The sequence below is a fragment of the Vibrio lentus genome (assembly GCF_002875945.1).
Taxonomy (GTDB): domain Bacteria; phylum Pseudomonadota; class Gammaproteobacteria; order Enterobacterales; family Vibrionaceae; genus Vibrio; species Vibrio apostichopi.
In genome coordinates this window covers 44,132-68,246 of record NZ_MCZK01000150.1, presented here as the reverse complement: position 1 = coordinate 68,246, position 24,115 = coordinate 44,132, and the positions used below count along the sequence as shown (strand labels likewise).

At 44.5% G+C, this 24,115-nt stretch carries 19 protein-coding genes; 7 read left to right on the top strand and 12 right to left on the bottom strand.

Going from position 1 to position 24,115, the window contains the following annotated elements:
* Nucleotides 1–56: 56 nt before the first annotated feature.
* The 3 genes from frsA to BCT49_RS18425 form a co-directional block, all read right to left on the bottom strand.
* Nucleotides 57–1,310, bottom strand: a complete 1,254-nt coding sequence (frsA, locus tag BCT49_RS18435) for an esterase FrsA (protein ID WP_029222300.1) — start codon at nucleotides 1,308–1,310, stop codon at nucleotides 57–59.
* 89 nt (nucleotides 1,311–1,399) lie between these two features.
* Nucleotides 1,400–1,864: an oxytetracycline resistance phosphoribosyltransferase domain-containing protein Tet(34) gene (tet(34), locus tag BCT49_RS18430; RefSeq protein WP_017084190.1), complete on the bottom strand. Its 465-nt coding sequence runs from the start codon at nucleotides 1,862–1,864 to the stop codon at nucleotides 1,400–1,402.
* 84 nt (nucleotides 1,865–1,948) lie between these two features.
* Entirely contained in the window at nucleotides 1,949–3,238 is a 1,290-nt protein-coding gene (locus tag BCT49_RS18425) for an NCS2 family permease (protein ID WP_076668253.1), read from the bottom strand.
* A gap of 1,061 nt (nucleotides 3,239–4,299) precedes the next feature.
* Between BCT49_RS18425 and BCT49_RS18420 the strand changes: the two genes are divergently transcribed.
* Nucleotides 4,300–5,772, top strand: a complete 1,473-nt coding sequence (locus tag BCT49_RS18420; RefSeq protein ID WP_102437296.1) for an aminoacyl-histidine dipeptidase — start codon at nucleotides 4,300–4,302, stop codon at nucleotides 5,770–5,772.
* Nucleotides 5,773–5,911: 139 nt separating this feature from the next.
* Here the strand turns inward: BCT49_RS18420 and BCT49_RS18415 are convergent, their stop codons facing one another.
* Nucleotides 5,912–6,451: a DUF3332 family protein gene (locus tag BCT49_RS18415; protein ID WP_102339886.1), complete on the bottom strand. Its 540-nt coding sequence runs from the start codon at nucleotides 6,449–6,451 to the stop codon at nucleotides 5,912–5,914.
* A gap of 271 nt (nucleotides 6,452–6,722) precedes the next feature.
* Here BCT49_RS18415 and BCT49_RS18410 point away from each other — a divergent pair, with 271 nt between their 5' ends.
* Entirely contained in the window at nucleotides 6,723–7,769 is a 1,047-nt protein-coding gene (locus BCT49_RS18410) for a succinylglutamate desuccinylase/aspartoacylase family protein (protein WP_102437294.1), read from the top strand.
* Between the two features lie 134 nt (nucleotides 7,770–7,903).
* Here BCT49_RS18410 and BCT49_RS18405 read toward each other — a convergent pair whose 3' ends face one another.
* Entirely contained in the window at nucleotides 7,904–8,218 is a 315-nt protein-coding gene (locus BCT49_RS18405) for a DUF3622 domain-containing protein (RefSeq protein ID WP_102437292.1), read from the bottom strand.
* Between the two features lie 374 nt (nucleotides 8,219–8,592).
* Here BCT49_RS18405 and BCT49_RS18400 point away from each other — a divergent pair, with 374 nt between their 5' ends.
* Complete coding sequence (locus tag BCT49_RS18400; protein ID WP_102437290.1) at nucleotides 8,593–9,600, top strand: adenosine deaminase; 1,008 nt, start codon at nucleotides 8,593–8,595, stop codon at nucleotides 9,598–9,600.
* 151 nt (nucleotides 9,601–9,751) lie between these two features.
* Here the strand turns inward: BCT49_RS18400 and BCT49_RS18395 are convergent, their stop codons facing one another.
* Nucleotides 9,752–10,936, bottom strand: coding sequence for an NnrS family protein (locus BCT49_RS18395; protein WP_102437288.1), 1,185 nt, complete (start codon nucleotides 10,934–10,936; stop codon nucleotides 9,752–9,754).
* Nucleotides 10,937–11,224: 288 nt separating this feature from the next.
* Between BCT49_RS18395 and BCT49_RS18390 the strand changes: the two genes are divergently transcribed.
* Nucleotides 11,225–11,779 carry a gamma-glutamylcyclotransferase family protein gene (locus BCT49_RS18390; protein WP_102437286.1) on the top strand — a complete coding sequence of 185 codons (555 nt, stop codon included), beginning with the start codon at nucleotides 11,225–11,227 and terminating at the stop codon, nucleotides 11,777–11,779.
* 122 nt (nucleotides 11,780–11,901) lie between these two features.
* Here the strand turns inward: BCT49_RS18390 and BCT49_RS18385 are convergent, their stop codons facing one another.
* Together BCT49_RS18385 and BCT49_RS18380 are read right to left on the bottom strand one after the other, a co-directional pair.
* A complete protein-coding gene (locus BCT49_RS18385) occupies nucleotides 11,902–12,234 on the bottom strand; it encodes a tRNA-binding protein (protein WP_102437284.1) in 333 nt (110 codons plus the stop codon).
* A gap of 152 nt (nucleotides 12,235–12,386) precedes the next feature.
* The gene (locus BCT49_RS18380) at nucleotides 12,387–14,171 is read right to left on the bottom strand and encodes an SgrR family transcriptional regulator (RefSeq protein WP_102437282.1); all 1,785 of its coding nucleotides are present in this window, start codon (nucleotides 14,169–14,171) and stop codon (nucleotides 12,387–12,389) included.
* 406 nt (nucleotides 14,172–14,577) lie between these two features.
* On the opposite strand from BCT49_RS18380, the gene ptsG reads away from it, so the two are divergent.
* Both ptsG and BCT49_RS18370 read left to right on the top strand, forming a co-directional pair.
* Entirely contained in the window at nucleotides 14,578–15,987 is a 1,410-nt protein-coding gene (gene ptsG, locus BCT49_RS18375; protein ID WP_102437280.1) for a PTS glucose transporter subunit IIBC, read from the top strand.
* A 375-nt stretch (nucleotides 15,988–16,362) separates the two neighbouring features.
* Nucleotides 16,363–17,364, top strand: a complete 1,002-nt coding sequence (locus BCT49_RS18370; protein WP_102437278.1) for a substrate-binding domain-containing protein — start codon at nucleotides 16,363–16,365, stop codon at nucleotides 17,362–17,364.
* A gap of 194 nt (nucleotides 17,365–17,558) precedes the next feature.
* On the opposite strand, the gene galM is transcribed toward BCT49_RS18370, so the two are convergent.
* From galM to galE, 4 genes are all read right to left on the bottom strand, one after another.
* A complete protein-coding gene (gene galM / locus BCT49_RS18365; RefSeq protein WP_102437276.1) occupies nucleotides 17,559–18,638 on the bottom strand; it encodes a galactose-1-epimerase in 1,080 nt (359 codons plus the stop codon).
* 137 nt (nucleotides 18,639–18,775) lie between these two features.
* On the bottom strand, nucleotides 18,776–19,936 hold the full coding sequence (galK, locus tag BCT49_RS18360; protein WP_102437274.1) for a galactokinase: 1,161 nt from the start codon (nucleotides 19,934–19,936) through the stop codon (nucleotides 18,776–18,778).
* 193 nt (nucleotides 19,937–20,129) lie between these two features.
* The gene (locus BCT49_RS18355) at nucleotides 20,130–21,182 is read right to left on the bottom strand and encodes a UDP-glucose--hexose-1-phosphate uridylyltransferase (protein WP_102437272.1); all 1,053 of its coding nucleotides are present in this window, start codon (nucleotides 21,180–21,182) and stop codon (nucleotides 20,130–20,132) included.
* 289 nt (nucleotides 21,183–21,471) lie between these two features.
* Nucleotides 21,472–22,482, bottom strand: coding sequence for a UDP-glucose 4-epimerase GalE (gene galE, locus BCT49_RS18350; RefSeq protein WP_102437270.1), 1,011 nt, complete (start codon nucleotides 22,480–22,482; stop codon nucleotides 21,472–21,474).
* Between the two features lie 395 nt (nucleotides 22,483–22,877).
* On the opposite strand from galE, the gene ebgR reads away from it, so the two are divergent.
* Entirely contained in the window at nucleotides 22,878–23,861 is a 984-nt protein-coding gene (gene ebgR / locus BCT49_RS18345; protein WP_102437268.1) for a transcriptional regulator EbgR, read from the top strand.
* Nucleotides 23,862–24,115: the final 254 nt, after the last annotated feature.

Sequence of the window (24,115 nt, the reverse complement as noted above, 5' to 3'; positions counted from 1 at the left end):
GAGTATCAGGTACTTACTTTGTACACTTTTCATGCTTAACTAATTTAGGAGAAATGTCATCTAAATAATTCATCCTCAAGCCACTTTATCGCTAATTCGAGGGATTGCTCATACCCCTGTGTAATTGATTTAGTTTTGATTTTCTTCGCTTTGCCGTAATCACTGTAAATAGCAACCAGTTGATTATCCAGATGCGGTGAAACAGGGTCACCTTCTAAAGCCAAAGCCAAAATAGGAACACTGGTTTTACTGTTAGCCAGCAAGCCTTGCACCTTCAATGACCAAGCCATCAGCTGTCCAGAAAGGCTATTAATATCCACCGCCCCTTTACCAAGGCGAGAAGCCAACACATCCAAATGCATCTTAGGCATCTGCTTGAGTTTATCCGCATGAACAAAGATATCGTGGATCGGTGCGCCAAGAGAGATACAGGCTTTGAGTTTGTGTTGCTCAAGGAAAGATAACCTCACCATCGCGTTACCACCGAATCGAAAACCAAACAGACCGACTTTATGATGGTCCACCCATGGAATGTTAGGCAGTTCATTCAACACGGCTTGATGCAGACAAGAAGAGTCTTCGGTTAGTGGCCAGTGTGAACTGTGCCCTATCGACGGCATATCAATCGTTAGCATCGCAATGTTTTTCGGTGCTAGGTAATCTCTAAATAAACGCCACATGTCGGTTTGCAAGCTATCTAAACCCGCACTCACAATCACGACAGGTTGTGGTTTGTCTGTTTTGGTTAGATGTAAGTTCGCCTTAATCTTTTTGTTTTGATACGGCACTTCGATTTGTTTGACGATCAATTTGGTGTGTTTGATCGCTTCAGAATACGCAGCATTCGCTAATACCTGCGCCTGAGCAGCAAGGTTATCGTTCTTTAGATGTGGATAGCCTGCAATGCTGAAACACAAAGAAGCTGAGAAAAGCTCTTCAGCCATCTCTTCCCCACTCTTCTCATTAGAGCGATTTTGGTGCTGCATACCCAGCTTGGTCCACTCGTATGCCCAGTTACCACTGCGATAGCCCATCACGGTATCTAACCACTCATCGGTGGTACGAGAATTATCGGATGAGGCGATACGTGCCAATACCGCTTCTTGCTCTATCGGGTTTACGCCTTGCCATACCCACTGAAGACGTCTTAGGTTTCGATACCAAGATGAGTTCTGCTCTTCACGCTTTTTATCCAACAGTTCTTCTGAACTTGGCATGTAACGCGTGAGCATTGAGGTCTCTTTGGCCTGCTTGTGCTTTACAAACAAGGTTTCCGAAAGGTTCGAGCTCGTTTCTTCTGATTCAGACATTGGGATACTTAATAAGAAATGGTTGTTACTAATCATATAAAAAAAAATGACCCTATAAAGGGTCATTTCTCAAAAAACTAAGTTTACACTTATTTTGACTTGCGATTTACCGGCTCAACGAAGCTTAGGCTAGTATCCCAAGGTTGCTCAATCCATGTGTCTTGAGCGATATCAACGATGTATTCGTCTAACAAATCTGCGCCAGATGGTTTTGCACATACAGCGATCAGTTTCGCTTTAGGGTACATTTCGCGAAGCTTGCGCGCAGTGTCACCACTATCAACAAGATCTTCAACGATTAGGAAACCTTCGCCGTCACCTTCAGGTGCTTTAACGACTGTCATATCACGTTGGTGATCGTGGTCGTAGCTAGAAATACAAATCGTATCTACGTGACGAATACCTAGTTCACGAGCCAAGATTGCACCAGGAACCAAACCACCACGGCTTACTGCCCAGATACCTTTCCACTGTTCTGCTGGCATTTGCTTTTCAGCTAGTTGACGGCAGTAAGTCTGCATGTTGTCCCAAGTGATAACGAATTTGTTGCTCATAGTATAAAACCTAATAATTTTGTCATGTTATTAGAGGCTATGCCTTACATAGCCTCTTCAGCGATTAAGCAGAAATCTAGACGATTAAGCGAAAATGTATTTAAGAATAAAGATAACCGACATTACCCACACAGCAGGTGAAACGTCGCGACCTTTACCACTTAGCAGCTTAATTGCAGCGTAAGCGATGAAACCTAGTGAGATACCCTCAGCGATAGAGTACGTCAGCGGCATAAGCAGGCATGTTACCACGACTGGTGCAGCTTCCGTAAGATCACGCCAATCAATGCCAACTAGGCCTGACATCATCAGAATGGCTACATAGAAAAGTGCACCTGATGTTGCGTAAGCCGGAATCATACCTGCAAGTGGCGAGAAGAAAAGAGCAAGTAGGAATAAGATACCAACTACAACCGCAGTTAGACCGGTACGACCGCCTTCAGCAACACCCGCAACACTCTCAACGTAAGATGTCGTGTTTGATGTACCTAGCAATGCACCGATAGACGTTGCTGTTGAGTCAGCAAGCAGTGCCTTGTTTAGACGAGGCAGTTTACCGTCTTCTTTGATTAGGTTTGCTTTCGTTGCAACACCAACCAGAGTACCCGCTGTATCGAACAAATCGACGAACAAAAATGCGAATACCACTGAAATCATACCGATTTCAAATACAGCAGAAAAATCAAGCTGCATGAACGTTGGCGCTAGGCTTGGTGGAGTAGACATGATGCCGCCGTATTGAACGTCACCAATTGCAATGCCGATAGCCGTGATTGCTAGAATCGCAATCATTACCGCACCTTTCACACCACGGTGAACAAGAGCAATAGTCAGGAAGAAACCAAGTGCACCTAACATTGGCGCAATAGCAGTGATATCGCCAAGTGAAACCTTAGTTGCAGGGTTAGAAACAACGATGCCTGCATTACCAAGTGCGATGAACGCAAGGAAAAGGCCGATACCCGCAGAGATACCAACACGCAGAGACATAGGAATCGAGTTGATGATCCATTCACGTATCTTGAAAATGCTTAAGAAAATGAAGATTACGCCAGATACGAAAACCGCTGCCAAAGCAACTTGCCACGTGTAACCCATGCCCATAACAACAGCGTAGGTAAAGAAGGCATTCAGCCCCATACCTGGTGCTTGTGCGATTGGGTAATTAGCGACAAAGCCCATAATGAAACAGCCAATAGCTGCCGCTAAACAGGTTGCTACAAATACAGCGCCATGGTCCATACCAGCATCAGCTAGAATCATTGGGTTTACAAAAATAATGTAAGCCATTGTTAGGAAGGTTGTTAGACCTGCGATGATTTCAGTGCGCACATTGGTGCCATTTTCACTGAGTTTGAATAGCTTTTCGAACATTATCGAATCCTATAAGGGTAAAAAGTAAACGGTTGCGTAAACGATTGGCTGTGGATTATAAAGTTATCAAATAACAAATTCCAGATAGAATTAAGGCTCTAATCGATATTTATCAGAATGCCGTATGAAACAAAGCGATTAAAAACGAAGGAGAATTAAAAGAATAACCATTAAAAACAATAAATTAAGTTAAATAAATACAATGAGATCACTTGGTTATTTTTTCAACCATCGGTTATTTCCATTGAGAATGTAGCCATCATATTCTCAATTTAAACCCACAAGAGTTGTGTATTTTTCAACAGGATCAGTAATAAGACGCAAATTGATATTTTAGCGTTTAAAAAACAACCACTGTGAATAACAAGAAATGATGAATTTAACAGATAGGTAAAGTAGCAGGCAAAAAAAACGCCACTCAAAACTGAGTGGCGGTAGAATCTGTCAACCAAAAGGGCTGTAAAAGAATTCCAATATATAGGGGTGAACAAAACTGTTCGAGTTACATGCTTACGGTATTAGTAACCGAAGCTTGTAGGGTATGCAAAGTTGCTAGTGTAAACAGAGCTGTTAAGCCAGAACATTGCAGATGGTAAACCTTTCATAACTATCACCTTAATAAATCAATAAAAAACGAATTTGATTTCTCGGTTCCTTGGAGGCGATAAAACGGACTCATCCTTTGAGCATTTACTCTTCACTTCAGAAGTTGGTTATTAATATACCTGAAAGAAAAAAGATTACAAGTATTTTTTGCTGCACGTCACACTTTTGGCTAATTATGGTTATTTAAGAAACTTAATCATGTAATTAAATTACATAACAGACTTAAACAAACGTTTGCTTACACTATTCATAAGCATCAACGCACTTACTTGTGATCAAATGAACAAGACCGCTTTCAAAAATTGAAACATTTGACGTTTAGAAGCGCTACTCGTCAAAAGCCTCAAGTGGTATGCTGTTGCCATCAAAACAGACCCATATTTTAGATTTTTGTTCTAGGTTTTTACCCATAAGAATCCTAAATATATGGTTACCAAATAAAAAAGGAGTCATCCGTGTCTGAATTCCATTCTGAGATCAGTAAATTATCCCCTGCCCCTATTTGGCAGTTCTTCGATAAGATTTGCTCAATCCCACATCCTTCTAAGCATGAGGAAGAGCTAGCTCAATACATTATTGCTTGGGCAACAGAGCAAGGTTTAAATGTACGTCGCGACCCAACGGGTAACGTATTCATTACTAAACCTGCAACGCCAGGCATGGAAAACAAAAAAGGTGTTGTGCTACAAGCGCACATCGATATGGTTCCACAAAAGAACGAAGACACGGTTCACGACTTCGCTAAAGATCCTATCCAGCCATACATTGATGGTGAGTGGGTTACAGCAAAAGGCACAACACTTGGCGCAGATAACGGCATGGGTATGGCTTCTTGCCTAGCGGTTCTTGCTTCAAACGAAATCAAGCACGGCCCTATCGAAGTTCTACTAACCGTAGATGAAGAAGCGGGTATGACGGGTGCTTTCGGTCTTGAAGCAGGTTGGTTAGAAGGTGATATCCTTCTTAATACCGATTCAGAGCAAGAAGGCGAAGTGTACATGGGTTGTGCTGGCGGTATCGATGGCGCAATGACTTTCGACATCACTCGTGATGCAGTCCCTGCAGATTTCGTTACACGTAAGCTAACGCTAAAAGGCCTTAAAGGCGGTCACTCTGGTTGTGATATTCACACGGGTCGTGCAAACGCAAACAAATTGCTTGCTCGTTTCCTAGCGGGTCATGCAAAAGAGCTAGACCTTCGTATCGTAGAATTCAAAGGTGGTAGCCTTCGTAACGCTATCCCTCGTGAAGGCTTCGTAACGGTGGCAGTACCGGCTGCAAACCAAGAGAAACTGGCTTCGCTATACAACTACTACACTGAGCTTCTATCTACTGAGCTGGGTAAAATCGAAGACAGCATCGTAACATTCAACGAAGAAGTAGCCGTTGAAATGGGCACTCTTGCTCAAGCAGAACAGGCTCGCTTTATCGCAGCACTTAACGCATGTCCAAATGGCGTGATTCGTATGAGTGATGAGATTGAAGGTGTTGTTGAGACTTCTCTAAACGTTGGTGTTATCACAACAGAAGAAAACTCAATCACGGTACTTTGCCTGATTCGTTCACTGATCGACTCTGGCCGTAAGCAAGTTGAAGGCATGCTTCACTCTGTTGCTGAACTCGCTGGCGCGAACATCGCGTTCTCTGGTGCTTACCCAGGTTGGAAGCCAGACGCTGATTCAGAAATCATGCACATCTTCCGCGACATGTACGAAGGCATCTACGGTCACAAGCCAAACATCATGGTTATCCATGCAGGTCTTGAGTGTGGTCTATTCAAAGAACCTTACCCGAACATGGACATGGTTTCTTTCGGCCCAACGATCAAGTTCCCTCACTCTCCAGATGAGAAAGTGAAGATCGACACCGTTGAGCTATTCTGGAACCAAATGGTTGCACTGCTTGAAGCAATCCCAGAAAAAGCATAATTCGATAAGCTATGTTTGTTCAGTAAATGGTGTTTCACAGTAAATACCGTTTATTCGAGACAAAATAAAACAGGTACTCAATGAGTACCTGTTTTTGTATCTAATCTTTGTAAACGACTATTTGTGACTAGAGAAGCAATTAAGCGCGTGTAGCCGCGTAGCTCTCTAGCTCATCAATTGAAGTTTGTGCCACAACTTCACCATCAATGAAGTACGTCACCATCTCGCCATCGCGAACACCGATCAATGTTGCACGCTCACCAGACTGGTAAGTAATGTCCATTTGGATCGTGTTTTCATCAATCTGCTGCATTTGACCTTTCTCAATCACATCAGCACTCGTAATAGGGCCTACTGGCGCTTCCGTTAGAGACGGATCAAGTTGGTTATTGATGTCTAGGTACGTGTCAGTCTTTGTATCAAAGATGTGTGGAGAACCAGTCAGTGGGTTGCTACCAGTCCAGAACTCTAATGAGTTGAATACCAGGTAATCAGCAGCAACCGTTAGGCCGTAAGCAGGTGCAAGTAGCATGTTCAAGCCACCACGTGCGTAACGGTTATCAACAGCCTTAACGTTGAACTTCATTAGGTAACCCGTTACTGCGTTACTACCAACACAGCCAGATAAAGCGACAGAAACCACCGCCAGTGCAACGACTTTTGAAATTGTTTTTTTCATTTTTATCTCGATATATGAATTTGGCCGCCAAAAAATGGCGATGGATAATACCAATCAACCGAACGACAAATATCAGAGTTAAATCAATGTATTGTCAGAAAATTCACAATTTGAAACACCCTCTAATTAGCCAAATCAAAAACAGAAACCAATTCAGAAGCCCCTTCATAAAAAACTTTTGTCGTGACCGTAAAGTGATTGATTCGTACTAAAAATCAACGATTGATACATTCCGTGTTAACGAATTATCACCATGTTGAGAACAACCTAAATGGCAAGACTAAAACCTAATCAACCATTCGAATTACTTGGTTATACTGTTCAGCCAGGACAACGAATGGAGATTGAACTGCAAGCAGCTCAGCTTTATACCCACTCTCCACTTTCGATCCCGATTGAAATCATTCACGGTCGCCAATCAGGTCCAACACTGATGGTGAACGCGGCTATCCACGGTGATGAGCTAAACGGCGTCGAAATCGCAAGACAGCTCACCAACGCTATCGAACCTAAAAAACTGAAAGGTACGTTAATTGTTGTGCCTATCGTTAACGTGTTTGGCTTTATTCATAAATCTCGTTACCTACCAGATCGTCGTGACCTAAACCGTTGCTTCCCTGGCAGTGAGAAGGGGTCACTAACATCACGTATCGCTTACACCTTCTTCGAGAACGTAGCAAAGCACTGTGATTACATTCTGGATCTACACACCGGCGCGATTCACCGTACCAATCTGCCACAGATTCGTGCGAACCTATCGAACCCTGAAACACTGCGCATCGCAAAAGCGTTTGCAACACCAGTGATCATTGATTCTCCATTGCGTGACGGTTCACTGCGTAGCGAAGCAGAAAAGCTTGGTATCCCTGTATTAACTTACGAAGGTGGTGAAGCGCTGCGTTTCGATCACCTAGCGATTCGCGCAGGTTACCTTGGCGTGCATCAAGTGATGAAAGAGATCGGCATGCTGCGCCCTAACCGTAAGAAGTTACCAGAGCCAGTATTGAGTAAATCCACCAGCTGGATCCGTGCTGAATCAGACGGTATTTTGCGTAACATGGTAAGACTTGGCGAACAAGTTGAAGCGGGACAAACCCTTGCTTACATCAGCTCTCCATTGGGGCACCAAGAAGGCCAAGTGATCACAACCAAAGGCGGTATCGTGATTGGTCAGCAAACTCTACCTTTGGTAAACGAAGGTGATGCTGTGTTCCACATCGCTTACTTTAAGCAAGACGATGAAGAAGTAGGACAATCAGTAGAGAGCTACATTGAAGAAGTGGCAGAAGACGATTGGCTAACTGCGCTGAATAACTAACTGCGCTGAATAACTAAGCTTGCAGAGTCCGTTAACTGAATAACGCTCAGAAATGCAAAAGCCCCAATATAGATGACTATATTGGGGCTTTTTTCTGCTCTTCTTCAAACAAGAAGAGCATAAATTATTGCGACTTACTCGTCGTCTAGCTCTTCTGCGCGAGCTTTTGCACGTGCTTCACGCGCTTGCTCAGCTTTAAGCTCTTTAGTGTGACGAATTTCATCACGCTCTTTACGTTGCTCTGATTTACGATCGTTACGCTCAGCTTGGTTTGCGATGAAAGAAGCCAGTTCTTTCTCAGCCCACTCTTGTGCTAGAGCTTCAGTCTCGAAACCAGCTTCACGCTTAGAAACTGTTGTGCTGCGAGACGTTACTTGACGAGTAATCTCTGCACACCAACCGTTGCGTTTTTCTGTAAGGCGGATATCAAATTTTTTGTTCTTAGACATGTTCTATTTATTCCTAAGGGAGATCATTAAGGGATCGGTCAACTTTGATAACTCCATCTAAGTGAGCATCTTTTAACACCATCCCTTGGTAAGCGCGGTATTAGAGCACAAATCAATGAATATTGCTGCAAATATTTGCAGCGGATCACACTCCATTGCTGCAAATCGTTTGCGGCTCATTTCAATTCCTCCATAACCCTCCATTCACCAGCAATTTCAGCGCTGTTTTATCGACAACATTATCGACAACATTATCGACAACAATGAAATGAACTATGCTCAAACAGAGATAAATGAATCGCCTAAGGCTTCATATTAATAGGCACTAATACCTCACCTACTCCGCCCATAATTAAAATAGCTAAGGAGTTGCTATGGATAGCTTTATCAAAAATTTACCGAAGGTTGAGCTGCACTTACACATAGAAGGCACACTAGAACCCGAATTGATGTTCGATCTCGCCAAGCGCAATAAGGTGTCGATACCCTTTGAGAGCCCAGACCAAGTTCGTGAAGCCTATCAATTTCACAACCTGCAATCCTTCCTCGATATCTATTACCAAGGTGCCAACGTGCTGCTCCACCAGCAGGATTTCTACGACCTGACTTGGGCTTACCTATTGAAATGCCAGCAAGACAACGTGGTTCATACCGAAATCTTCTTTGACCCACAGACTCACACCGAACGTGGAATAGGTTTCGACACGGTTGTTGGTGGCATTACTCAAGCTTTACAGCAAGCTGAGCAGGAACTAGGGATAAGCAGCCAACTGATCATGTGCTTTCTGCGCCACCTTGATGAAGACAGCGCGTTCGAGACGCTCAAACAAGCCCTTCCCTACAAAGATAAAATCATAGCGGTTGGACTAGATTCATCGGAACAAGGCAACCCGCCAGAAAAGTTTAAACATGTCTTTCAAGAGGCCATCAACCAAGGTTTCCTAACCGTGGCCCATGCAGGAGAAGAAGGCCCAGCGCAAAATATTAGTGACGCGTTGAGCTTACTAGGCATCACGCGAATTGATCATGGGGTTCGTTGTGCAGAAGACCCAGAACTGATGGAAGAGTTGGCTGCGAAGCGTATCCCACTAACGGTTTGCCCTTTGTCGAACACCAAGCTCAAAGTCTTCGACACCATGCAGCAGCACAACGTCGTAGAACTCTTAAGAAAGGGGCTGTGCGTCACCATTAATTCCGATGATCCAGCTTACTTTGGTGGGTACATGAATGATAACTTCCTCGCTGTCGCCAATGCTCATCCACTGACGAAAAACGAATTAGCACAGTTCAGTATCAATGCCATTGAAGCGAGCTTTATTTCCCCGCAAGTTAGACAAGAGCTCACTGCGCAAGTGCGCCACTATCTAGCCGAGAATACTTAACGAGCTAATCGTGAATACCTAATAGTTAATAGCTAACGAGCGAGCAGAGAAAGTAATGAAAGTGCACTTTCAACACGATCAAAAAAGGGAAGCTCATTGCTTCCCTTTCATTATCTGCAGGCTTAACCAATAGGCTAAATCAAAGCACTGATTACCCCGGATGACCATCCACTCTTGGGGTCAATAGCATCATGCCGAATTTCCAGATAAACAGACCGAATGCCAGCGTCCATAAACCCGCGCTGATGTTAACCATCTCAAACAAGTAAGCCGGGAAGAAGGTCACACCCAAACTACGCACTAACGCGGCAATGAAAATGGCTGCGAACGCTAACGCCATGCTTGGCCCTTTGTAAATCGCACGACCTGTGTGTCCCATGGTCACACGAGTAATCATCGCGAGAATCAAACCGCTCAAGCCACCAATCGCAAACAGGTGCAACATGTTATGACTGGCAAATGGGTTGTCTAACAAACCTCTTAGCAACAAGCTTAAAGGGATACACAAGTAAGCCGCATGCAGTGACCACACTAATGGCTCAGATAACGTCGTCCAAGGCTTCCAACGGACAAAGCGCACCAACTGAGTAACACCCGCAAAAACCATCAACTCATTGCCCACTTGAGCAAAGGTTAACGGGAAAAAGCTCAGAACAAACAATCCAACCAAAGGTAGATTCGCCAGCCATTCCAACCAAACCAACGGCTGCGCTTTCTCAAAGTCAAAGCGACGTGCCGTGAAGAACGGAATCACTCGTCCGCCCATTACCGACAACAGCAAAGTAAACCACCACAACATCGCTTGCCATACCGCAGATGACGGGAATGGAGGCATGCCCTTAATGGTCGCGTAGCTCGCAAAGTTCGCCACGATAGCCAGTATAAAGAGCGGGATAAAGAACAGGTTCTTCCACCCTTTCGATTTTACAACTCGAAAACCAATCTCATAAGCGGCGAAGATTAAGAACAGTGCCTCAACCGATGAGATCAGCCATAACGGCGCTGGTGTCCAAAATAAGATACGAGGTGCTAACCACAAGCCGACTAATACGGCTAATCGATGATGCTTAGTGCCATTAACGCCAGTCCACGTTTGTACGGCGGTTAAAACAAAACCCACAACAATCGCCATGGCAAAACCAAATAACATTTCGTGTACGTGCCACCACAACGCTGGCACTGTTAAAACCTCAGGCTGACCGTTTTGAAACATGATGACCCACGCCACAATGGCAATCACGGCATAGAGACTGCCGAGAAAGAAGAAAGGTCGAAAGCCTAAACGCAGGTAAGCTGGAATCGCGTCTTCTACACTTTTATCTGTGATATTTAACAAACTCGCTCCTAATTCTCAGATAAGCGGTCAAGGGATTACCTAAACCAAATTTGGTGTGCATCGGAATCGATGCAATATGCTGATCACATTGCATGAAACGAGCCAAATAGATAAAGCCAGTAAAAACAACCACTCGCAGAGTTCACCCGCCAATAAATAAGTCAAAAAAACACAACTCAAAGAGTCATAAAGACCTATAGATGTGTAAATATAAACTTACTGACTTTTGCCATGGCGACACATATAGTAAGACTAGACTTAAATGGAAGAACTCAGATAAGGAACACGATGTATATTTTTGGTTATGGCAGCTTGATCAACTCTTCTTCACGTCAACTTACCGGTCAAACTGGGCAAGCGATCCCTGCAATTGTTCATGGCCTAGTGCGTCACTGGAGTAAGATCGATGACAGCTACGTTTTATCACCTTTGATCGTCAATCTTGGTGAGGGACAAGTGAATGGTGTTTTGCTTGAGGTCGATGATGTTGCATTGGCTGAATTTGATCGTCGTGAGCGTGGTTATCACAGAATCGAACTCAAAGCCGATCAGATAGAGAGCCAGACTGAGTTCAAGCAGGATCAATCGATTTGGGTATACATCAAAGATGAGATTCAAGCGCCTTGTGAAAACAGCCCTATCGTTCAAACCTATGTCGATACCGTTATGGCGGGATGTTTAGAAGTGTCTGAAAGCTTTGCCGCACATTTTGTGGAACATACTCAGGGTTGGCACCATCCATTAGAAAATGATCGTCACCAACCAAAATACAGCAATCTTGCCGGGGTGTCGGATCACCACCACAGTGTCATCGATGGTTTGATACTGGCTGTTCGTAGCTAATCTTTGAGGGCTTTGGTTATTTTGAAGCTTTGGTTATTTTGGAGCTTTGATAATTTGGAGCTTTGAGTACAGATAAGTCGATGAGCTTATAACGAACAAGCTCACCGACCAAACGAGACAACTTAAACGACTCGAATACCCGCTGGCATCGCACGTTCTGGTGTCAGCAATACGCTTTCAGATTCATCATCCGTTTCCGCACATAGCAGCATGCATTCAGAAGTGTGGCCTCTCATCTTGGCTTTCGCTAAATTACACAGTACAACAACCTGCTTGCCCATCAACTCTTCTTCTGTGTAGTAAGGGACTAGGCTGGTCACTGTTTGTAGCGTCTTCTCACCCACATCCACTTGCACGATGTACAGCTTGTCTGCGTTTTCATGACGCACAACTTCGATGATCTTACCCACTCGCATTTCTAACTTAGCAAAGTCACCATAAGAGACAGTATCCATTTCTCACTTCCTATATTGATTCATTTTTTACTTACTGACAATTTACTAAAATTCAGTAAAACACAAATCTAACACTATCAGTAAGCCTAATAATTACAAGCGGTAAAGATCTCATTCTGGTCAATAAAGAGCATAAAAGTTGTCAGTGACTGTTACCAAATCTCACTCAATTTTGGCCAACCCCAAGCCGTGATTTCCACACCTTTAAAGATATCCAGAAAGCTGAGTGTTTGCCTATGGTGGAGCATCGGAGTAATTAAACCTTCGTAGATAAGCACAGAGCCCAATTGCTCAAGCTGATTAAGGTATTCATTGGGTGAGAAATCCTCTCGGATACGGTTAAGTTCAGCCACCAGCCATTCACTCACGTCAGCTCCAATCGTGGCATGCAGCACAGGATCACTCAAAAAGTACAACAGAGCCGACACTTGGCGATTGTCATCAAGGTTAAGGCTACTTAAGACGATCTCTTCACTGAAACCATCACCCTGTGCTTTCTCTATAAAGGCTTCGAATGAGTAAAGATTGATCTGCGCTTCAATGCCTTCTTTCGCCAATATTTGCACCGCGGCTTTGGCACTGCGTTGAACACCTAAATGTGAATAGCAGGCAATCCGAACTGAGCGAGGCAATTCGATCGATTGGCTTCTGATGTGTTTAACGTTATGCCAGAAAGGGAAGAAGTTGTGCGCTATTTCGGCGCCAAATGTCGTTTCATTGAGTTCGAGCTGACGCCAGATTTCTTCTCCATTCAGTCGTTCACTCAACCAACGACGCTGAAGGTAAGACAAGCTAGAGTTGTTCTGATTGAAAATCACAAACAAACACCCTTCCTCTATTCGAGCTCTTGATGCGGTATGTTGCGAGTCTGGCGTATTGCTGTTTTCCAATACACTCTCATTGGGCTCACTGCTCGCGTTGGTGATGACTTTCTTAGAGTACTGCTCTGTGTCAGGAAGCGTCTGTGAATCACCAGAGGCTTGGTCATGGTTCGTTGAGGCCGTGTTCAAAGACCAAATCGTCACTTTATCCGTCAAAGATCGGAAGCCATGAAAATGCTCATTAGCCGCTAGGGTCAGCTTGCTGTCTGAATGCAGCTCAAGGGCAAAGATGCCGCAACCGACAACATTAGATGATGAGTTTTTGAGTTGTTCTGGAGGTTGAAGTGAATATTTTAAGTCACTCATTAACGCCGCAAAGCCCTTGTCACTGCGACTGAGTTGAACCGAGAATCGATAAGGAGTTTCAACTGTGATGGCTTCAAGATGGTCGAGTTCATTTTGATAGTATGGAAGTGCTTGCAGCTCAAGCAACAGTTGCGAGACAACCTCAGCATCGACCTTGTCACCAGAATGAAAACTCACTGAGGGGCGAAGATAAAACGTCCACACTTTCCAATTTTCATCCGCTTCCCAATGGTGTGCAATATTAGGAATTAACTCACCCTCTGGGCTCATTGAAACCAAACAAGAGTGGATCTGACGAATCAAATAGCGCTCACTATTACGATGCGGCCTTGTTGGGGAGAGAGAAGCAAACGGGCGATTGTAAGTCAGCTGAACACTCACTTTGCCTTCTGTCACTTGTGCTCCAGAAGTCTGCTTCAATAATTGTTCGAAAACCACTTGGTTGTATTCAAGAAACTCCAGAGCGCGGTCGTATTTGCTCTCTTTGATCCACTCCAAGGCAATCGTGCGCTTCACCTCGGTGCGGTCGATGCGACGAATCAGAGTCGAACGCTGATTTCGCCCTACTCGTGGTATCCAAGCAATCCACTTTAGCCCACTCATCTGTTTAAGAATGGCGCGCGCATGTCTTGGGCTGGTGCACATCTTGCCTGCGGTCTCAGCAAGCGTGACAGCATGCTCAACCAACAATTCAAATTCTTCTAGGCGTTCGTAGTATCGAAAAAGGTTAATACTCTCCAAAACAGGCACTCCAAAGCTAAGTTTGAGTTCCTTATATTAGCTCATCAGTACCTAACTCAAGTAAAAAGGTCTAAAAACTTCGTTATAAGGAACTTAAAATCTAAAAATCACGCTCTTTTTTCCTGCCTCATTTTTAGCAAAAATAGCCTCAGATTCTAGCGCAGCCCTACGGTTGAGTATTTCAGGCGAAGATAATTCATCGATAGTTGAGTGCAAAAAAGCATTCACAAGAAAAGACTCCCTCCATCACTGGCAAATTCACATTTTAAAAGCTTTAGCGATAGCAACCTACTTTATGTTTATGCTCCTACCCCCTGCAAACCATAATCTCGATGCTATCGCTAATCCCCCTTTTGCCATGACTCACCGATGATATTGCGCCCCCAAATTTTATATAACAAATTGGAGTATATGTATGTTTGCTAACTTTTTTGCCAACCTGTCTAAGGTCGGTAAAGCCTTGATGTTGCCCATAGCCTCAATGCCCGCTGCGGGTATTTTGTTGGGTATTGGCTCGGCGCAATTCGGGATTATCCCACCTGTGGTTTCTGAATTAATGGCGGAAGCCGGTGGCGCGGTCTTTGGTAACCTGCCACTGATTTTTGCATTAGGTGTCGCGATTTCATTCACCAACAATGACGGTGTGGGTGCAGTAGCGGCAGGTATCGGTTATTACGTTTTGGTGGCAACACTGAAGGTAATGGCGAGCGTACTTGGTGTTGAGCATATTGATACTGGCGTACTGGGCGGTATCATCTCTGGTGCGGTTGGCGCCTATATGTTTAACCGCTTTTACACCATTAAGATGCCAGCCTACTTGGCCTTCTTTGCGGGTAAGCGCTTTGTCCCAATCGTGACCTCATTTTCTATGCTGTTCTTGGGTATCGCGATTGCCTTTATCTGGCAGCCGATTGGCGCAGGCATTGATTGGTTTGGCGCTTGGGCAACAGAACAAAACCCACTGATGGCCTTTTGGGCTTATGGCACCGCAGAACGTGCATTGATTCCATTTGGTTTGCACCACGTCATCAACGTGATTATTCAGCTGCAAACGGGCGAATTCATTAACTCTGCGGGGCAAGTATTCCACGGTGAAATCCCACGTTTCTTCGCAGGCGATCCAAATGCAGGCAACCTAGCAGGTGGCTTCCTATTCAAGATGTTTGGCCTTCCTGCCGCAGCCATCGCGATTGGTCGCGCAGCGAAACCAGAGAACCGTACCAAGGTTATGGGCATCATGATTTCTGCAGCACTGACGTCATTCCTGACGGGCATCACAGAGCCAATCGAGTTTGCGTTCATGTTCATCTCACCATTGCTCTACGTGATTCACGCGATCATTGCCGGCCTTGCTTACCCACTGTGTATTCTACTGGGTGTTAAACACGGCTATAGCTTTAGTGCAGGTTTGATCGACTATGTGACCTTCTTCGGCATCTCAACCAAAGGCTGGATGATCATTCCGCTAGGTCTGGCATACGCGGCACTTTACTACGTTGTATTCACATGGTTCATCAAGACGTTCGATTTAAAAACACCAGGTCGTGAAAAACAAGACAACAGCACCATCATCAACGACACCAGCTCTGAATTCGCCAGTGAATTGGTGAGCGCGTTTGGTGGTAAGCAGAACATCTTAAGCACTGATGCTTGTATTACGCGCTTAAGAATCCAAATCGTCGAGCAGGACAAAGTCGACGAAGCGAAACTGAAACAGCTCGGCGCTGCAGGTGTGGTAAGAGTCGGCACTGGCGTACAGGCTATTTTCGGTGGCAACAGTGATGTTTACAAAACCCAAATGGTCGACTGGATGAACAATAACTAGTTCAAGACCAGACAATTCCCCAGAGCTTAGCCTTAAGCTTTCGCTCTCTAATTCGCGGTCGACTTTGTTGACCGCGATTTTTGCTTTTTCAGATGTATTCGCTGTTTCAGATGCATTAGCGGTTAATCTGTCATTAATTAAACTGTAATTGGTTTAGCTGTATTAACTGTTTAGCCGTTAAAAAACCTCACAATCTAACAGCTTCCACCTTTCCTACCCACCCAATCAGGACAACGTTTACACTTCAAATATTATCAATAAATTCATAGGGTAAGCGGACTGAAGTGAAATATAAAAAAGACACTAATTGCACTTATTACACAATGGGTGTTTAATACTTCAGTTAACATTTTTTTAGCCCAAGAAAGGTCCCTAATGGCAACAATCAAGGATGTCGCAAAAGAATCTGGCGTATCAGTCGCTACCGTATCTCGCGTGATCAACAAGTCTCCGAAGGCAAGCGCAAGCTCGATTGAGTCCGTAACCAAAGCGATGGTTAAACTGGGTTACCGCCCGAATGCGAATGCTCGTGCGTTAGTCAGCCAAAGTACCAACACGGTCGGTGTCTTGGTCGGCGATATCTCCGATCCTTTCTTTGGCACACTAGTAAAAGCGGTTGATAACGTTGCGCGAGAAAATGGTAAACATATCCTTGTCGGCAATGGCTCTCACGATCGTGAAGAAGAGAGACAAGCCATTGAACTGCTGATCAATAGTCGCTGTGATGCCTTGGTGATTCATTCAAAGGGATTAACGGATGAAGAGCTCATCGCCTACGCAAAAGAAGTAAAGGGCCTTGTGTTAATCAATCGCTATATTGCCGAAATTGCTGAGCGTTGTATTTTCTTAGATAACAAGAAAGGCGCGTACCTTGCCACTGAATATCTGATTCGTCATGGCCACAAAAACATCGCCTGCATCGCCTCTTCTCATAGCATTGAAGATGCCGATGAGCGCGTGCAAGGCTACCTAGCAGCATTAAGCGATTACAAGATCGAGTTGTCTGAAAGCTATATCGAATATTCGGCGCCGACCAGTGATGGTGGTGAATATGCGATGACCAACCTATTAACCAAATCTCTGCCAATCACTGGCCTTGTCGCTTACAACGATTACATGGCAGCAGGCGCGCTCTCAGTGCTTGATGAGAATGGAATTCAAGCGCCAGACAAGGTTTCTATTGTTGGCTTTGATGACGGCTTAATTGCTCGTTATGTTCATCCTAAGCTGACTACGATCCGTTACCCAATTCAAATGATGGCAGAAAAAGCGACTCGCTTAGCGCTTGTCCTAGCGAAAGGTGAAGGCGTGTCATCAGAGCCGATGATGTTCTCTCCGACTCTGGTTCGCAGAAACTCGGTTGAGAAAGTCGTCTAGCCGCATAGCAGCCTCTCCTTGCTTTCGCTAACCTGCTAATCCGCTGAACATTAAGCCGTTAGCATTAAATATAGAAAACAAAAAAAAGCCCTAACAGAAGTGATTCTGTCAGGGCTTTCTTACCTTACTCTCCCCAACAATAATTCCCTTTGTTAGGCGCCAATTTGGCATAAACCATTTTGAGCTAGAGCGGACTAGTTTGAATAATCCCCCGAAAATTCAAACTGATAACAGGTTCGGTAGCGGTATTCTTGTTCAGGCCTAAGAATACAACTGCCCTGTTTCCACTCTGGATGGTTAGGTGAGTCGGGTAAGAACTGGGTTTCCAATGCAATTCCTGCGTAGTCTTCGTAGCACCCACCATTTCGATTAGGTGTTCCGCCCAACCAATTACCGGTATACAACTGCATTGCTGGCTTGGTTGAAAAGACTTTCAGAGTGACAAGTGCATCAGGCGAAGTCACTGTAGCCGCACATTGGTCGCGTTTACAGTTTTCCGCTAATAGAAAAGAATGATCATAACCTTTGGCCGCTTTTTGCTGTTCATCACCCAATAAGCGTTCAGAGATCATCATCGGCTGATTGAAATCAAAGCTGGTTGATTTCACCGATTTCAAATTACCTAATGGGATACCCACCTTATTTGTCGGTAGGTATTGCGAGGCATTGATGCTGACAATATGAGACAAACAATCGTGATCGCTGTTTGCACCAAGTAAATTAAAGTAAGCGTGATTAGTTAGGTTCACGACCGTTGCTTTGTCGGTTGTCGCAAAGTACTCAATAGACACTCGGTTGTCTTCGGTTAACTCGTAACTCACAGACACATTCAACAACCCCGGGAAGCCTTGGTCACCATCAGCAGACACTAAACTATAAACAACCGACATCGATGTTTGAGCGGTTAACTGCCAGCGGCGTTTATCAAAGCCATCAGAGCCACCGTGTAAAGTATTACCAGCTTGATTCGCATCGAGCTTATAACCCGTGCCATCAATTTTAAAACGACCATTGGCAATGCGGTTGGCATAACGCCCAACCGTCGCACCAAGATAACTGGCTTGTTTCTGAAAGTTTTCCATTGAATCGACACCCAACAGAACTTCTCGCTGATTTCCCTTTACTGGCAAAATACAACTCAACCAAGTCGCGCCAATATCCATGAAAGTTACTTGCATGCCGTGCTTGTTGCACAAGGTAACTAACTGAGCAGGTTGACCATCGTAGGCTACCGTTTGTGTCATGGATTGATGCAAATTCTGCTCTGATGTCATTCTAAATTCCTTCCTAGTGCCAACAAAAAGCCTCTACATTTAAGTAAAGGCTTTACCATCTGGCCTACCATGATCTTTTTACTTGGTAAGCACTATCTTTCAAGCATGAAATCTCGAAACGCTAAATATTGAAACAGTTAGATTACTTCAATTAGGCCAGCGCCGTCTTTCGCTTGGCACACATAAATCGATTCTTTTAGGCCAGTCGCAGCTTGGTATTTCTGTTCTACCGTTGTTTTAATTTCATCCACTAAAGCGGGCGGGACCAATGCCACGATGCAACCACCAAAACCACCGCCCGTCATGCGCACGCCACCTTGGTCACCAATCACGTCTTTGACCATATCAACCAGAGTGTCGACTTCTTTGACTGTGATTTCAAAATCGTCTCGCATTGAAGCATGAGATTCTGCCATCAACTCACCCATACGCTTCATGTCGTGAGTGCGTAGAGCTTGAGCCGCTTCAACCGTACGGTCATTTTCTGTAATCACGTGACGAGCGCGCTTAGCGACCATCTCATCAAGTTCAGACTCTTTGGTATTGAACTGTTCAATCGTCACATCACGCAATGCTGGAACACCAAAGATGCGTGCAGCTTCTTCACATTGCTCACGACGTGTGTTGTATTCACTGTCGACCAAACCACGTTTCTTGTTTGAATTGATGATAACCACCGCCATGTCTTCAGGCATTGAAACCGCTTGAGTTTCTAGGCTACGACAATCCAATAGCATCGCATGATTTGCACGACCTTCAGCTGAGATCATCTGATCCATGATGCCGCAGTTACAGCCAACGAATTCGTTTTCAGCTTGCTGACCATTCAGAGCAACTTCAGCTTGGCTGATCTCTAGGTTATACAACACCTTAAATGTCTGACCGATGACAACTTCTAGTGCCGCAGAAGAACTTAAACCAGCACCTTGAGGCACGTTGCCCGTTACCGAGATGTCCGCACCTTTAAACTCGAAGCCACGACCCATTAGGCACTTCACAACACCACGAATGTAGTTCGCCCACATCTTGTCCTGTTGGAACGTGATCTCTTGAGTGATATCGAATTCGTCTACTGCATTATCGTAGTCGACAGACACAACACGAACGATGTTGTCGTCACGCTTCGCTGCCGCTACAACGGTTTGGTAGTTAATGGCACACGGTAGAACAAAACCATCGTTGTAGTCAGTGTGCTCACCAATCAGGTTCACACGACCCGGAGCTTGAACGATATGAGTCGCTTGATAGCCAAGGACTTGCTCAAAAGATGCTTTCACGTTTTGGATTAGATCAGACATAAGTAAACTCTCTGCTTAAACTCTTTAATCAATTGGTAATGGCCCCTTTACGGCACCACTTTAATTCTTTTAGATTCCCGACTCCTTTGTTCCTCACTCTCGGGATTGACGCTAAACGTTTCAATGAAACTGTCATTCCAGAATCGAGGAACGAGATATCAGGAATCTCGCTCGTTATCTACGAAGCAACGTATTACAGCTCTTTGTAATGAACGTCACTCAAATCACGAAGACGTTGCGCGGCTTGTTCTGCGGTCAAATCACGTTGAGATTCAGCCAGCATTTCATAACCCACCATGAACTTACGAACCGATGCGCTGCGCAGTAGCGGTGGGTAGAACAAAGCGTGCAGCTGCCAATGATCGATGTCGGTGCCTTCTTCGAAGAACGGCGCATAGTGCCAACCCATCGAGTACGGGAATGAACACTGGAACAAGTTATCGTAACGGCTAGTCAGCTTCTTGATTGCCAGCGCTAAGTCATCACGCTGTTCGTCCGTCAATTCACTCATACGGCGAATATGAGTTTTTGGTAGCAACATGGTTTCGAATGGCCACGCCGCCCAGTAAGGCACCACAGCAATCCAATGTTCAGTTTCAACCACAGTGCGGGAGCCGTCTTTCATTTCAGCTTCAACGTAATCGACTAATAAGTTCGAACCTTGCTGATCGAAGTACTCTTTCAGTAGCTTTTCTTTACGTTCAATCTCGTTTGGCAGAAAGCTGTTCGCCCAAATTTGACCGTGTGGGTGAGGCTGAGAACAGCCCATGGTCTCGCCTTTGTTTTCAAAGGCTTGAACCCATAGGTAATCTTTACCTAGCTCTTCAATCTGCTCGTTCCAGGTATCAATCACACCACGGATTTTATTAACCGGTAACTCTGGCAGCGTTTTGCTGTGGTCCGGAGAAAAACAGATAACACGGCTCAACCCGCGAACACCTTGAGTCTTGAATAGAGGGTTTTCAGACTCTGGAGCGTCAGGTGAATCAGGCATCAACGCCGCGAAATCATTACTGAATACGTAAGTACCGTCATAATCTGGGTTTTCGTCACCCGAGATACGTGTGTTAGTTGGACACAAGAAACACTCTTTTTCATACGCTGGAAGCTGCGCAGTCGATGGCTTTTCATCTTGGCCGCTCCACGGACGTTTTGCGCGGTGCGGTGATACCAAGATCCACTGACCCGTTAATGGGTTATAACGACGGTGCGGATGGTCTACTGGGTTAAATTCAACTTTTGACATGTTTAGATTGCTCTCAAATTTTGTGTCTTGGTCAATTCACCAAGATGAATAATTCTTCTACAAGGAGATTCCCTATCACGCTCGTGCCTCGCTGTAGGGAATGACGTTTGGTTCGTCGCTTTAAAACTCAGGATATAAAACTGTATGTTTTAAGCGTCTTTTCAGAGTTATATGGTTCTGCGCATCAGCTAAAAACCTTTAGCACTCAATAACGTTTACTCATTCGTCATTCCAGAATCGAGGGACGAGATATCTGGAATCTCGCTTTTCTTAATAACCTAAAAGTTCCTTAGTAACCGTTCGGGTTATTCGACTGCCAGTTCCACGTATCTGCCGTCATTTCCATCACGCTGCGTGTCGCTTTCCAGCCAAGTTCGCGTTCCGCTTTTTCTGTGCTTGCCCAACATTCGGCAATGTCACCAGCGCGGCGCGGACACAGTTCGTAAGGAACAGGCTTACCCGATGCTTGTGCAAAGGCTTCGACCATCTCAAGTACACTCGATCCCTTGCCAGTGCCTAGGTTGTAAATATGCAGGCCAGCTTTTTCGCCCACCGCTTTTAACGCAGCGACGTGGCCGTCAGCCAAATCCATCACGTGGATATAGTCACGAACGCCCGTACCATCAACGGTTGGGTAATCGTTTCCAAAGATAGAAAGTTTGTCTCTGCGGCCTACTGCCACTTGAGCAATAAACGGCATTAAGTTGTTTGGGATACCTTGTGGATCTTCGCCCATAGTGCCTGATGGGTGTGCGCCAACAGGGTTGAAGTAGCGCAGTAACGTCACGCTCCAGTCGTTTTCAGCGTTGAACAAATCGCTCAAACACTCTTCCACCATGTATTTACTACGGCCATAAGGGTTGGTCGTGTCACCGGTTGGTGAGCTTTCGGTAATTGGCACAATCTCAGGATCACCGTAAACCGTTGCTGAAGAGCTAAACACGATGCTTTTCACGCCTGCTTTTTTCATGCTACGCGCCAATACCAGTGAGCCATTGACGTTGTTATCGTAGTATTCCAGAGGTTTAGCGACCGATTCCCCTACCGCTTTAAGGCCAGCAAAGTGAATCACCGCTTGAATGTCGGTTTCTGAAAACACCTTATCTAGAAAAGATTCATCACGAATGTCACCAAGATAGAAAGTTGGTCGCTTACCGGTTAACGATTCAATTCGTTCCAGTACCAGCTCTTTACTGTTGCAAAGGTTATCGACAATGATTGGTTCCATGCCTGCCTGTATCATTTGAATGCATGTATGACTTCCGATGTAACCCATGCCGCCCGTAACCAGTACTTTCACAATCAACCTCTCTTTGTTGTCATTCTTGGCATCATTCGAACCGATACTCGGTGGATTGGCGCCGTGTTATAGAAATAGTAGCAGTCATTTTGGCTACAATTCTGTGATCAAAACCACGAAGTGTAAACGTTTACACTAACTTTCACAGAGCATAGAGACCAACACATAGAAATAACCAATGAGCATTTACATCTAATCCATTGAATTTTAATAAGATAATTATAGATAGTTGAATTTGCGATATAGGGTGGGAGTTAAGGATTTATTTTACTAAAAGTTAATGCAATGACGTCCAGTTTGATTACAATAGGTAAGTAGAATAAAGAGGTGCATTGCATTTTTTACTAAAGATGTATTTTCCAAGCAACGCAATGTTCCAATAACAGGAAGTGAGTATGGCAACGTTAAAAGATATCGCGACTGAAGCAAATGTTTCATTGGCTACAGTTTCACGGGTTCTCAATGAAGATCCTACATTAAGCGTCAAGGAAGAGACCAAAAGGCGTATCTTTGAAATTGCCGAGAAGCTGGAATACAAAACCAGCAGCTCACGAAAAACCGTTAGCAGTAAAAAACAAAATCATCACTTCCTTGCCTTGTATAACTATAAGCAAGAAGCAGAAGTTAACGACCCTTACTACCTATCGATTCGCCACGGTATTGAAACTCAGTGCGAAAAAATGGAAGTTGGCCTAACCAATTGTTATGAAAGCAAAATACAGGTTAACTCTAGCAATATTACTGGTGTTTTATTAGTCGGTAGAATGACACAGGAAGTTATCGAACAAGCGAAAAAGCTGACAGATAATATTTGCTACGTCGACTTCACGGATCACTCAGAACCTTATGATTCTGTCGATATCGACCTTGCTCGTATCAGCAAAGAGATCACCAACTTCTTCATTAACCAAGGTTATCAACGCATTGGTTTCATTGGTGGACAAGACGACATCAATACTTCAGATATTCGTGAAGTGGCTTTTGCTGAATACGGCGGCCTTAAAAACGTCGTCAGTGAGCAAGATATCTATCGCGGCGACTTCTCTAGCTCGTCGGGCTACGACCTAGCGAAGAAAATGCTAGAAAGCGAGAACTACCCGAAAGCCATGTTTATTGCATCAGATTCCATCGCTATTGGCGTTTTACGAGCGATTCATGAGCACGGATTGCGCATTCCTGAAGACATTGCGCTGATCAGTGTAAATGACATCCCAACCGCTAAGTTTACCTTCCCATCTTTATCAACGGTTCGTATCCATTCTGAACTGATGGGAATTCAAGGTGTTAACCTTTTGATAGAGAAAGCTCGCGACGGAAGAACCATCCCACTTAGAGTCTATGTCCCAAGTAAACTCAAGCTGCGCGACACAACAAAATAATCATATAAATCAAATATATAAAATAAGGTCACCTTTATTGAAGGTGGCCTTTTTTATGTCTTTCATATACGCCAACATACGCATATCTCCCCTCAGAAACACTCACTTAAATCACCAAATGGCATTCTTTTAAGTGGATCACACACCACTGTAAAAAGCCCACAAAAAACGTGATGGAGTTAAAGTAAAACGTTTTCACCAATTTCATTTAGTAAAACTTTTACTAATAATTACCTCAGTCCAAAAATACTCGT

Excerpts from the sequence above, each read along its gene's own strand:
- frsA (WP_029222300.1), bottom strand. The coding sequence starts at position 1,310 with ATGTCTGAATCAGAAGAAACGAGCTCGAACCTTTCGGAAACCTTGTTT.
- BCT49_RS18425 (WP_076668253.1), bottom strand. The coding sequence starts at position 3,238 with ATGTTCGAAAAGCTATTCAAACTCAGTGAAAATGGCACCAATGTGCGC.
- BCT49_RS18415 (WP_102339886.1), bottom strand. The coding sequence starts at position 6,451 with ATGAAAAAAACAATTTCAAAAGTCGTTGCACTGGCGGTGGTTTCTGTC.
- BCT49_RS18410 (WP_102437294.1), top strand. The coding sequence starts at position 6,723 with ATGGCAAGACTAAAACCTAATCAACCATTCGAATTACTTGGTTATACT.
- BCT49_RS18405 (WP_102437292.1), bottom strand. The coding sequence starts at position 8,218 with ATGTCTAAGAACAAAAAATTTGATATCCGCCTTACAGAAAAACGCAAC.
- BCT49_RS18400 (WP_102437290.1), top strand. The coding sequence starts at position 8,593 with ATGGATAGCTTTATCAAAAATTTACCGAAGGTTGAGCTGCACTTACAC.
- BCT49_RS18390 (WP_102437286.1), top strand. The coding sequence starts at position 11,225 with ATGTATATTTTTGGTTATGGCAGCTTGATCAACTCTTCTTCACGTCAA.
- BCT49_RS18385 (WP_102437284.1), bottom strand. The coding sequence starts at position 12,234 with ATGGATACTGTCTCTTATGGTGACTTTGCTAAGTTAGAAATGCGAGTG.
- ptsG (WP_102437280.1), top strand. The coding sequence starts at position 14,578 with ATGTTTGCTAACTTTTTTGCCAACCTGTCTAAGGTCGGTAAAGCCTTG.
- BCT49_RS18370 (WP_102437278.1), top strand. The coding sequence starts at position 16,363 with ATGGCAACAATCAAGGATGTCGCAAAAGAATCTGGCGTATCAGTCGCT.
- galM (WP_102437276.1), bottom strand. The coding sequence starts at position 18,638 with ATGACATCAGAGCAGAATTTGCATCAATCCATGACACAAACGGTAGCC.
- galK (WP_102437274.1), bottom strand. The coding sequence starts at position 19,936 with ATGTCTGATCTAATCCAAAACGTGAAAGCATCTTTTGAGCAAGTCCTT.
- BCT49_RS18355 (WP_102437272.1), bottom strand. The coding sequence starts at position 21,182 with ATGTCAAAAGTTGAATTTAACCCAGTAGACCATCCGCACCGTCGTTAT.
- ebgR (WP_102437268.1), top strand. The coding sequence starts at position 22,878 with ATGGCAACGTTAAAAGATATCGCGACTGAAGCAAATGTTTCATTGGCT.